This is a genomic window from Veillonella sp. 27098_8_77, assembly GCF_041431535.1.
GTDB lineage: Bacteria > Bacillota > Negativicutes > Veillonellales > Veillonellaceae > Veillonella.
Genome location: NZ_JAPVXW010000002.1, coordinates 101,620 through 115,176, shown reverse-complemented (window position 1 = coordinate 115,176; position 13,557 = coordinate 101,620). Strand labels below are relative to the sequence as shown.

At 33.0% G+C, this 13,557-nt stretch carries 6 protein-coding genes; 1 reads left to right on the top strand and 5 read right to left on the bottom strand.

The features are described 5' to 3' along the window. Positions 1–102: 102 nt before the first annotated feature. The 5 genes from O3617_RS02075 to O3617_RS02055 all read right to left on the bottom strand — a co-directional run bounded on the left by O3617_RS02075 (position 103) and on the right by O3617_RS02055 (position 10,919). On the bottom strand, positions 103–3,153 hold the full coding sequence (locus O3617_RS02075) for a type III restriction-modification system endonuclease (RefSeq protein ID WP_371448418.1): 3,051 nt from the start codon (positions 3,151–3,153) through the stop codon (positions 103–105). Positions 3,154–3,165: 12 nt separating this feature from the next. Beyond that, positions 3,166–5,118 carry a site-specific DNA-methyltransferase gene (locus O3617_RS02070; protein WP_371448417.1) on the bottom strand — a complete coding sequence of 651 codons (1,953 nt, stop codon included), beginning with the start codon at positions 5,116–5,118 and terminating at the stop codon, positions 3,166–3,168. Further along, entirely contained in the window at positions 5,118–5,774 is a 657-nt protein-coding gene (locus O3617_RS02065) for a DUF4391 domain-containing protein (RefSeq protein ID WP_371448415.1), read from the bottom strand. The genes O3617_RS02070 and O3617_RS02065 overlap by 1 nt, the downstream gene beginning before the upstream one ends. A gap of 11 nt (positions 5,775–5,785) precedes the next feature. Further along, entirely contained in the window at positions 5,786–9,022 is a 3,237-nt protein-coding gene (locus O3617_RS02060; RefSeq protein WP_371448413.1) for a helicase-related protein, read from the bottom strand. A gap of 316 nt (positions 9,023–9,338) precedes the next feature. After that, entirely contained in the window at positions 9,339–10,919 is a 1,581-nt protein-coding gene (locus O3617_RS02055; protein WP_371448412.1) for a YadA-like family protein, read from the bottom strand. Positions 10,920–11,190: 271 nt separating this feature from the next. Here O3617_RS02055 and O3617_RS02050 point away from each other — a divergent pair, with 271 nt between their 5' ends. Then, the gene (locus O3617_RS02050) at positions 11,191–13,470 is read left to right on the top strand and encodes a TonB-dependent receptor (RefSeq protein ID WP_371448410.1); all 2,280 of its coding nucleotides are present in this window, start codon (positions 11,191–11,193) and stop codon (positions 13,468–13,470) included. Positions 13,471–13,557: the final 87 nt, after the last annotated feature.

Below are 13,557 nucleotides of genomic sequence, written 5' to 3'. Positions count from 1 at the left end.
GACTGAACTATTTGCATAATTAGCCAAAGAATCATCCCCAATTACAAGTCAACTAACTTACTAACTTCCATTATCGTATCTCTTATAAAATATTCCTTCAGACTACTTTGTCACAATATCAAGTAATGACTTATAGCTATCAATAACATCATAAACAACGTCCCCTTTACTGATAGCTTTAAAGTGTTCTCTTGCACAATGTAGTTTTGATTCTTCAATCAATCTAAGTTGCATTGAATTCATAGATCCTTTTGTTTCTGCAACAAAATAAATATGTTTTACAGTGCCTTCGTAAAAAGCTATTGCCCAATCCGGGTTATATCGACCAACAGGTGTTGATATATAAAATCCATCAGGCAATTTAACATAGACCGCTACATCTGAGTTTATATCCAATTCAGATGCAAAGTTTTTCTCATTTGTTGAATCATACACGATATGGTCGTATAAGTGTTTATTAACTTTCATCGCATTAGTGCCTAAACGACCTTTAATAGTAGGGTCAGTAAATACATTAATATTATATTTTTCATCTAATACATCATATGTGATGTGCTCAATGATTGCTGTTGCTTTTTCATCGTTTATAAGAGATGCAGCTTTAATGATGAACTCTTCTGGATTATCTTTGAATTGATTAAAGACAGCAGATTCAATACCTTGAAGAATCTGTATAATTGCTTTACGCGTAAGCCCTGTCTCATCTACTAGTTTACCGACTAAATCATATTTAACATTAGAACTTACAGCATTTTTACTTCCATATGTTGAAGCAGCTTCTTTTACAAAAGAACCTGATGTTTCTAATGCCTCTTTTGATTTAATCTGCTTCATAGTACCAGATTCAACTTTATAAAAAATCTTTGAAACTCGAAGTTTGCTATCTATAGCTGAAATTGCATTTCTAACAAGCTCATCAGTATCAAAATCAACCACATATACTGATTTGGAATTTATCTTATTCCATAGTGCTTTAAATTCAGGCATAGAAACTTTATCTTCGTCTAACTGAAGCTCAACATTATTACTTCGCGCATTTTCAAATTGCATTGATTTAGCGTCATAAATAGAGTCAATGATTCCTATAACTGCATCTTTGGAGTCTGATACTTCATCAGCAACCTGTATTAAACCATTAGACTTATCATCATAATATTTATCAGTAAGAGCACCATTTTTATCAATATAATCAGCTTTAATAAGTTGATAATAAATGATATGGCTAAGTTTATCATCTATAACCTGTTCATTATTATGTATATCTTTAATTACTTTTCCAATAAATAATTCAGGTGTGATTGATTTAGGTCTATCAGCTACAGCCTCAGCAATTTCAGCTTGTAACCCCTTTGCAAAACTATCGTAACTTTCACTAGCTATTACAGTAAGAACATTTACATTATGTACATCATTACCAAGTACATTTGTATCCATACGTTCCCCATCTTGGTTAACACAAAGACGAAGACCACGGCCAACCTCTTGACGTTTACGCACATCACTACTGCTTTGTTTTAATGTGCAAATCTGAAAGACATTGGGATTATCCCAGCCTTCACGTAATGCTGAGTGAGAAAAAATGAATCTAACCGGAGATTTTTTAGGGTCCCTATCTAAAAGTAATTCTTTATTCTTCATAATAAGATCAAAAGCATCAACATCATCAGATGTTTTCTCTTTTTTATCTTTTAGCTTAGAATCAACCATTTTTCCTTTTTTATCAATGGAGAAATAACCAGCATGTGTAGAAGACTCAGAAATAGCATTAAGATACTTTAAATACTCATCTTCACCAAATTTTGTTTGAAGATTATCAATAATATCCTTATATTCCTCTTCAAACATATCTGCATAAATACCATTAATAGGCTCTCCAGAAGCATCATATTGCTTATACTTTGCTACCTCATCGATAAAGAATAAAGATAAAACTTTTATCCCCTTATAAAATAGGTCACGTTCTCTTTCAATATGCGATAAAATGGTTTCTCGTATTTGAATGCGTCGAAGTTGATCTTCATTTACCTTACCAATTACATCACCAGCATAGATTTTTACCCCGTTAATGAACTCAACTGAGTCATTACGACCATCGATTCTAGATATAATAAAACCATCTTTATACTCTTCCACTTGGCCTGAGTTATCATAGAGGTTATAGCCTTCTGAGACAACCCTAGTAATCTTTCGAATACATTTGGCACCTTTATAATCAAATTGAATAGTTGCTGTAGGAGCTGATTTTGAAAGATTAATGCCTTCGAGGTAAACATAACTTTCAGTGGCTGTACTTCCAGATTCAGTAATCCCTTTTACAGCAATTTTTTTAACGAGATGTTTATTATAAGCTTCTAATGCATCTAATCGATAAACCATGTTGTAAATACTATCACTTTTATGAGTTGCAGAATAACGAAGAGTCATTAATGGGTTAAATTGTTTTAAGCTCTCTTTTGTCTGCTTCCCTTCTACAGATTGAGGTTCATCAATAATTAATATAGGGTTTGTTTTTGCAATAATATCTATAGGACGGCGAGATCTAAACTCATCTAATTTCATATAAATCCGTCTAGCATCTTTTCCTTTAGCATTAAATGCTTGCGAATTGATAATCATTACATTAATTGAGCTATCAGATGCAAAGCGATCAATTTCAGTTAAATGAGCAGAGTTATAAATAAAGAATCGTATTTTTTTACCATATTCTTCCGCAAAATGTTCTTGTGTGACTTGAAAAGTTTTATAAATACCTTCACGGATAGCAATGCTAGGTACAACAATTATAAACTTACTCCAACCGTATTGTTTATTGAGCTCATACATAGTTTTAATATATGTATAAGTCTTACCAACACCAGTCTCCATTTCAATAGTTAAATTATATCTACCTTCTAATTTTTCAGATGGTTGAATTTGATTATCTCGTTGTATTTTCTTTATTCGATTAAGAATTAAATCATCATTTAATTCTTTTACTATTTTTTGATTACTAAAGCCAGTAAAGTCTGTTTCCTCTGTCAGTGATTGTTGAATGTAACCAGAACCCCTATCCATCATATATGTTGGTGTTAAATAAGGCTGTCCTGCAAACACATCTACTACTGCTTTTGCAGCATCTGCTTGAAATTTTTGATGCTTAAATTGTAGTTTCATGTCTGTACCACCTTAGATAACTTTCACTCTTGTATCTGGAGCTAATGATTTGAAAATCTCACCAACATTAATTTTAGCCGGACTACTTTCAAAACTACTATCTCTAAAGACCGCACGAAGAGGTTGTTTTTTTGCAATATATTTAATAACTGAATCTGGTATATTCTCATTAAAGCATGCCACTAAATCGCCATTATTATAATTATGTACTATACATCCCTCTATCTCTTCGGAATTATATGATAAAGACAGTGGTAAGCCCCATTCAATAATACATCCAAATAGTAAATCAAGATCATTGCGACCGGTCTTAATATTTGATTCAATTGTAGCTAATAATTCTTGAGTATAGTCTATTGGACTATAGTAAACAGGATTCATATTACTATCATCAACCTTAAAAACACGAAATCCAATATCTAAATTTTTAATTTCTAATACATTTTCTTTCTGAATCTTACGCCCTGCACGTCTAATCCGCTCTTTGCCAATCTCACAAATATTTGCATAAGTATTATTTTTATCATAACAGGCTTCAGGATATTGAATCATAATAAACTTTCGAGTTCCACTATCAGATAAATTTTGTAACATAGTAGCATGAGCCGTAGTTGCTGAACCAGAAAAAAAATCAAGAATTATCGCATTTTTATTGTTATCAACAATATCAATCAAGTATTTGATTAAGGAGGTTGGTTTCGCAAAATCAAATGGGATTCCTAATTCTGATAATTCTTTAGTACTCATCCTATTTTCCCATTTAGTAATTAAATCAACAGGAACCATCCCTTCTTCCTGTCTATCTGAAAGCCATATCTTTGTATAAACATTCCACTTAGATTTTTTTCCATCAGAAGTTAATAAGACCCCTTTTGACTCTTTAAATTCTATATTTCCTTTTTCACGCTCCTCTAAATATCGGTCTCTAGTCCATCGCCAACAGCCATCATTTTCTTTTGGTAAAACCATAGCTCCATCTTTAAGCTCTAAAGGCATTGTTTCTCCAGGTGGAATAACATAAGTCCCGTCTGGGCACTGAATATAATATCGTTGATTTGATCTTGCAGCTAAAGAGGATTGATATAAGCCAAAAGGTCTATAACGCTCACCTTTCCGATTCCCTTCACTCTCTATTGAAGTATATAATTTATTAATAATATCTTCTGAAATAGGTTCCCTAAAATTACCTGATAACAATATATTTTTACAATAAACTAAAATATATTCAATATTAGGTGAGAAAAACTTGCCTTTTGCCCCCCCACTTTTCATAACACGTGATATGATACCACATCGATTGGATTCACCAAAAACTTCATTACAAATTGCTATCAGAGATTGCAATTCATCTTGTCCAATACTTATAAATATTATTCCATCATTAGATAGAAGATTTCTAGCAAGTAATAAACGAGAATATATCATTGAAGTCCAATCAGAATGAAATCTAGGGTTATTTATATTATTTTCGATAAAAAGCTTATTTTTTTTCTCATCAAACATACCGATTCTATTATTATACTCATCAGATTTAATTACATACTTATCAGGATATATAAACCGATCACTTCCAGTATTATAAGGAGGATCGATATAAATTACTTTTACTTTACCTAAATAACTTTCTTGAATAAGCTTTAAAGCTTCTAGATTATCCCCCTCAATATAAAGATTTTCCGTATTATCCCAATCAACACTCTCTTCAACACAAGGACGTAGTGTTTTTCTAATTGGCTTATTTGCTTCTACAATAGCAGCTTTTTTGCCAACCCATGTAAACTCATAAGCTTCATCACCATCCACAATTTCATCAGAAAGCATTTGTTTTAACACTTCAAAATTTATGGCTTTTTTTAACTTTCCATTTTCATCTAAAGCTTCTGTAATGCAATTAGGAAATAATGATTCAATTTTCTCTATATTTTTTTCAGTCATATCTACTGATTCCATTCTCATTTTTTCCATTATAGTTTCTCCAATGCGTTTTTTAACTTCTTCAACTCAGAATTCATTTCCATTTGTTTATTAAGCTGTTTTTCTTTTCGTATTTTATTTTGTAATATATTAATTTGGTTTTGTAAAATTTCTATTTCTTTATCACGTTCTACAGACTGTTTCAAACTCTCACTGGAATTATCAAATTGTAGCTTATCACCAGCAATTTGGCGTACTAAGTTTTCATATACCTCATCAAGGTTTAGACCTTCAAGTTTTACTATTAACTCCGTTTCTTCAAGCCAATTTGTATGATAGTATCTATCTACTATAGATATTTTCTTTTCTATATTCGTAGATTCTTTATATCCAATCCATGCCTGATACTTACCATTGTATTCTAAGATATAAAGAATATGATACGGAATTACACTATCAATAAATTTGAATAAATCTATATCCACTTGTGAATTATTAAGATTGACTTCAAATACCTCTATCTCAGTTACATATTTTCCATCAATCAAATTAGTAGTTGTAGACGCAATTTTATTTCTCCAATAAATATTCTTTACCTGATCTACAAACAATCTTTTTAAAGAAGTCGTAATATTTATATTCTCATAAAACTTAGCCTTAGGAATTCTCCGATTAAATTCTGTAGCTTTTGATAAACCTAGCATCATATATCTCCTTCTTATTTAACTACCAAGAAAGAAATAAGCTCAAAGTCATCTAAGCCGGATACTACTGAGATAAGTGCAGAGGTTCCACCAACTGTAAACAAGCTATCTATATCACGTTCTTCTTTAGTATCGATAATAGAATGAATTGTTTCACCAAGGAGGTTTGATAATTCCTGCATATCTTTCCCATCATTCGTGTCCTCATTAAACTTTTGACATAATTCTAGTATCGGTTCCTTTTTACCTCTACACAATAATCTAATATCATCAAGTAATTGTTTTGGATTTAGATAGTCACAGATAAGCTCTCCATCCATACCAATATAAACCATATAAAATGGATGAATCCTGTTTTGATCATCAATGTTTACAGAATTATTAACATTCTTCAGTACAAATATCACACCTTCTGGAAGTTCTTCGGATGATGGAACAACTGCATGTAATCCTTTAGGCTTTGTATCCATATCACCATGAGTTTTAATATACTCTAAAAGATCGAGCCTAAATTCATTTAAACCTAAATCCATAATCGAAATACCTGTAGACATATCTTCTATATCTACTACTTCTTCTTGCAAACGTTTAAGCTGTTGCTTTCTATACTCTAAATCTCCTTTCTCCTCGGCATTAATAAGATCATCATCCCCTGTTGAAGACATAATAGAAATCTTCATCCTTGTTTCTACACGACCTTTAAGATTGATGTATTCATCTAAATCCATATCAGGCCAGAAGTTAATAAGTTGAATACTTTCATTTTTACTACCAATACGGTCCACACGACCAAATCGTTGAATAATACGAACAGGGTTCCAATGAATATCATAGTTAATAACACAGTCGCAATCTTGTAGATTTTGACCTTCAGATATACAATCTGTGGCAATTAATATATCAATTTCATCATTACTATCTGGCAATAGCACTGATTTATCTTTAGAAATAGGAGAAAAACATGTCAATACATTATTAAGAGTAGCCTTAAATTTCTTAATAGTAGTTGTACCATCAATAGAACCAGTTATAACAGCTGTATCAAGTCCATATTTATCTTTTATATAAGTACTAACATGTTCATATAGATACTCAGCAGTATCTGAAAAGGCAGAAAAAATAAGAACCTTCTTATTATTATTATTAATTGGATTTTCTATTTTTTCAGATATAACCTCGAGTAAAGATTGTAACTTGCCATCATATTCAGGGGTTATTACATTCAACATACTCATCAAATCATTTAAAACCTCAATATCTGAAGTAAGTTCAGATCGCCAAGTTTTATAATCCATATCAGCTAAATCAATTTGAACCTTATTTCCAACAGTAAAATATTCTGTATTACTATCATCAATATCCCACTCTGTATCAGCAGATTCATACATATCAATACTACTTGTACCATATTGCTCAAATCGGTTTATCTTATCTACAGTATCATTAATTAAACTATAAATACGTTGTAATGTAAGTTGAAAAGAATTAACAGAGCTTTCTAAACGTTTCAACAAATTAACACTCATTAATTTGCGAATCCCTTGCTCACGACCTGTTTGGGTTAACTCATTACCTTTATTATGTGTTAGATCAATATATTTCTGAATTTTACTTGGAAAAATATAGTTAGATGGAGTATAGATACAAAGGGAAAGCTTACTTAATTCTTCATAAATTTGATTATAGTTAGTAGCAGATTCTAAATTAGTGAGTACGGGTCTTAACGAAATAGGTTTCTTTCTTATGGGAAACTTACCAATATCAGCAGTATCATAATATTTTTCTATATGCTTTCTTGACCGTGCAATAGTGACACTATCCAACAACTCAAAGAAATCAAAATCTAATGTTTTTAATAAAGCATCTGTTGTTCGATCAGCAATATCTAACTCACTCCAAGCATTAAATGCGCGTTGTGCTTGTCTAAATATTTCATCAATCGATTTGTTAGTACCTAATTTATTATCAATTAACGAAGTATCACCTTCATAAGCTATGGCTAATTGGTTTTTCAAATCAATAAATCTATTATTAACCGGTGTTGCGGAAAGCATTAATACTTTTGTTTTTACTCCAGCCTTAATAATCTTATCCATCAGCTTTACGTAACGATTCTCCACAGTATTAGCATGCGTACCAACACCATTACGGAAGTTATGTGATTCGTCTATAATAACTAAATCATAGTTTCCCCAATTTAAGCGATTTAAATCAAGACCATTAGAAAATCCACCAGGTCTAGATAAATCTGTATGGAATAAGACGTCATAATTAAGTCGATCTGCAGCAATTGGATTATTTACATAATTATCTTTATAGGTATTCCAATTCTCTGCTAGCTTTTTAGGGCATAAAACAAGAACACTTTTGTTGCGATTCTCATAATATTTTACAACTGCTAGTGCCGTGAAAGTTTTCCCTAAACCAACACTATCGGCAAGAATACATCCATTATATCGTTCTAACTTGTTTATAATGGCAAGTACTGCATCTCGCTGAAAATCATATAACATATTCCAAATTTTACTTTTTTTAAAACCTGTAGCTTCATTTGGTAATTCATCAGTGGAGATATCATTGAGAAACTCACTAAATACATGATATAAGATCAAAAAATAAATAGACTCTGGTGAATTTTCATTATAAACAGAAGTCATATTATCTATAACAATATCAGTAACATCTTGAAGTTTATTTTTATCATTCCACAGGCTTTCAAATAAATTGATGTACGTATCAGCAAACGGTGATTCAAATCGATTAACCATGTTATAAGTATTATTACCACGCTCGCAACCAATATCAACTGTGGTAAACCCGTTAATAGGCATATAAGTAGTAGCAGAATTGGAATTCGTTACATTTACAAACCCAGTCATATTCTCTCCCGTAATATTAGACTTAAAGGTTGCTTTTCGTTTAATCCACTCTGCGCATTCTTTTGCTATAGCCTTCTGGTTCATTTCATTACGTAGCTTCAGTTCAAACTCTGTACCATATAAGCTATTCTCACGATTTAATCTAGGAATATAAAATTCTCTCTTTTGTTTTTCTGTTTTTTCTTTAATAAATGTTGGTGCTGTAAAAATAAATCTACACTCATCTATTTGTTCCAGCTGTTCCTTCAATTCTTTATAAGCATAAATTGAAAAACATGCCGCAGCAATCGATATCTTACTCCCCTTTTTTATTGTAGATATCATATCATCACGAACAATATCATTAATATTATCAAAAATTTTTACATCCATCAGTATAACCCCTTACTTCGGAATGATTTCCCTATTACATTCTGTTGGAACACTTATATTTCTATTATATAAGAAACCCTACTCTATGAAAAATAATTTACTTAATAAACTTACAAATTAATCTTATTTCAAAAAATAAACCTAGATTTTCTCATAATATATTTTATGTTACTAGTATCTCTTAGATTATTACATTAGTAAGCAAAACAAAATAGCACTAACCATTTTATAGTTAGTGCTATCTAGATTAAAGATTTCCCCTATGGCTTGATAAATGCCTATGTAGAATGCTTTTATCTACTTTATTTAATTCTAATTATTTTTTAGCTTGCTCTAGTTCTTGGATACGTTTCTCTAATTGAGCAATTCTTTCATCCGTAGATGCTGTACGTGATTTTGATTCTGGACCCACTTTGAAACTAAGTCCACCATTAAATCCTTGATTACCATTGCCTACTACAGTACCTACATTGAGTTGAACATTGCGACTTGGCCGGTAGTAAGCACCTAATGCGGTAGCTGTTTTTCCATGATAATGACCAAATCCTACAGCTACACCCAATCCAGTTTCTCCTTCTGAGAAATTAGGTTGTAATGCAGCCAATGCGTAGCTAGATGCCGTTGCTTTATTAACTGTAGTTTCTAAATTTGACCCTACCGATTGGACTTGGCTAATAGCAGATTCTAATTGACCTACAGTTGCTGCATCATGTGCATCGACACCATCGGCTACTTTCACCAAACGATTATATTTAGCATCTGAGTATGTAGTAGATGTTACTGTTGGCTCTTTATCATAATCTGGAACGGTCTTTTTATAACCTAAATGTGTAGACACTTCTTTATCTGGGTATTTCACGGTATAACCAGAAATATCTCCTGCATCATGGCCAAATGCAATGGTTCCTTCTTCGGTAGCTACGCTTTCATAACCGATTGCAGTGCCATATTTAACAGTAGTACCGGCCTTATGGCCTAATGCCAAACTATTTTCTGCCTTAGTACCTGTAAAACCACCACCTACGGAAGTAGAAGCAAGGCCAAGGGTTATACCATTAGAGCCCCCCACAACTGTACTACCATTTCCGACGGTCATAGCATCACGAGACCCAACAATGGTACTATACTCTCCATTGGCAATGTTTTTATGGGTTACAAATTTACGACCTGTAAATTCACGACCGCCACCGCCAAGAATGGAGGCTCCAGTGCCTACAGCTTCATTTTTACTCCCCCCAAATACGGAGGACCACATACCAACACCAGTATTCCCTAAACCACCTGCAAGTGTACTCCCTTTACCATCTGCATTGTTTTGAGAGCCGCCAATAACAGAACCAATTTCACCAGCTGCATTATTGCCACGACCACCAGCTATAGAGCTATGCAAACCATACGTACCATTAGAATTACCACCTGAAATAGATGAGGACTCGCCATACGCAATATTATCTTCCCCACCGCTGATTGTGGCATAATTGCCTACTAGGTTTCCTACGGCTTCAATCTGATTTTTCGTACCACCAAGGATGGCACCATTTTGTATTTCTTCGTGAACAATATTTTGAAAGCCCCCTACAATAGCAGTATAAGGCCCTTCGGCCATATTTTTCGTTCCCCCAAGGACAGCACTATTTTCCCCTTCTGCAAGATTAGGGGCTTTATCTTTACCGCCACTGACAACGACACTACCATCACCTAATGCCTGATTACCAGTCGTATAACCACCAATTACTTGACCAGCTGCATTTGCACTAGATGTGCTTAATACCATAACCGTCCCTAACGTTAATGCAAATACACAAGCAGTTACTGCGGTACTAAGGCGCTTTACGTTCTTAAGATTATAATTTGGGAAATTCATCTTACCAGTTAACATCATTTGTACTTTATTCATTTTCTCTGCTCTCTCTTATCTCTCTATGAATATACAAAACTACTTACAAAATTAACTCCTTTCTTGAAATACACAATACACAGATCACTTTCTAAATAATTTTTATTCAGAAAAAACTATAATATAAATTAATTATAAATTAATTTCACTTTTTATATAATTATTATTACTTATAATCATATAACTAGTATTCATAACGATTTGCTCTTTCTAATGCTATACTAAAAACAATGTATGTTAATTAATTTTATTAGTGTAGAGGATCATACATATGAAAGAATGTAAAAAAAAGAAAATAGTAACTGGTTATAAATGCACCAGTACCAAAAAAATCATGTTATTTTCCATGATTTTAACGGCTATGAGCGCATCCATTGTATATGCAGCAGATAGTAATGTGGCCGATGAACCTAAAGCATCTCATACCATTACTGTAACTGCTACTAGAACTATGGAGGATATCGTAAAAACGCCAAGTGCTGTATCTGTTGTAACAGACAAAGATATTGAAGCACGAAGAGTTGATACGGTAACAGATGCTCTACAAATGTTACCTGGCGTGTATAAAAGCCAAAAAGCAAATGGTGGATTACAAATCCGAGGATTTGATTCTACAGATATATTGGTATTACTTGATGGCGTACCAATGAACAATACTTTTAATAATGGTGTTGATTGGGAAGCTATACCAGTGCATTCTATTGAAAGAATCGAATTAGTACGTGGTCCTAGCTCCTCTTTATATGGTGGCAAAGGTGTTGCCGGTGTTATCAACATTCAAACGAAACAACAACAGCCAAAGAAATCTGGTAAAGCTATCCATTGGCATGGGCAAGTTGGATATGGATCACATGGCACGCTTAATAATGAACTAGGATTTGATGCACAAGTATCTAATCGCATTACTGTGGGTATGTCTGCAGAACAAAGAAAAACTGATGGATATCCAGGTTTCTTTATTACCGGTAGAGCTGCCAACATAAGACCGTCTACGGTAACAGTTACACCTGACAATCCAGTTCCACAAACAAAAGACGGTTCCTATCTATTGGGTAGTCGTGGTGATAAGTCATATAACAATAAGAATCTATCTGCTTATGTAACAATGAAACTCCGTGATAGAGAGTCATTAACCTATTCCTATCTATACACAAAAAATAGATATGCCTACGAGAATCCAATGAGCACCATCACCGTAAATGGTGTACCTGTATTCTCTGGAAATGTGAAAATTAATAATCAAAAATATGTAGCACTTAGAACGAGCAGATATTTAGGCTATGATGGATTAAAAGAATATCATGCTCATAACCTACAATATAAAAACGATAAAAATAAGCTACAAGTTACGTTCAACATATTAGATCGTAAAAAAGATGGTTTCTCTAGCCCTAATAATCCGAATACACCTAACTACAGCGGTCCTGGGGATGATTCATTCTACCCTGGAAAAACAATTAATTTTGATGCACAAAAAGTATGGGATCGTATGGGTAAACACAGTGTTGTTGCTGGCATTAACTGGAAAAAAGAAAGCTTTGAGCAAAAACGACGGGAATTAACGAATTGGAGAAATCATTCTTCCTTTGATTCGACCACATATCCTGGTGGATTATATGAAATCAACAAAGGTGCAACGAAAAATTTAGCTCTATTCGTACAGGATACGTACCGTCCTAATTTTAATTGGGCCATTTATACAGGACTTCGCATAGATCGATTTAAAAAATTTGATGGTCAACATGTTACCTATGATACTACAAATAATAAATACGACACCGTAAATCATGGTGAAGGCAGCTATACTGAATGGAGTCCAAAATTAGCAATTGAACATTATGTAACCGATTCCCTAAACGTATACGCATCATATGGTCACTCCTTTAACCCACCTCCACTAAGCCAAGTATATCGTTACAGTGATGTAGTGCGAGCAAATCCTAACCTTGATCCAGAGCGGTCAGATACATTTGAAATAGGTCTGAAAAAAGAATGGGGTACCAAAACTGCATTAAATCTATCCGGTTTCTATGTAAAAACAAAGGATAAGGTTAAATATGTAACGCATTATGATAGTAATGGTGATGTGGATTATAAAATGTATGAAAATGTCGACCAAGAAACGCGTCGCGGCATAGAATTAGAACTTCGTCATCAACTCTCCTCTAAATGGTCTGTATTTGGAAACTATACATGGCAAATGGGTCGTATAAAACATAAAGATTTACCTAATACAAATGCTAGCGGATATGAAGAAATCAATTATGATATACCTAAACACATATTCCATGCTGGTCTTGAATATACTAACGGCAAATGGAATGCACTTTGGGATGCTGAATATGTAAGTCGTCGTCAAGCTGTAGATGATATTACTGGTCAATACGGTTCTGCAGATAGCTACTTTATCTCTAATGTAGCAGTAAATTATAAATTCTCCAAAGAAGCAACATTACAACTAGGCATTCAAAATGTATTTAATCGTGTTTTCTACGATGATGAAGCTACCGCAGGTCGTACATATTCTGCAAGTATGAAATTTAAATTCTAATAATTATTTATCAATTACTATATAGTTGTTATTTAATTTAACTGCAACTACATAAGTTAGTTTTAAATTAAATATGTAAACCAGATA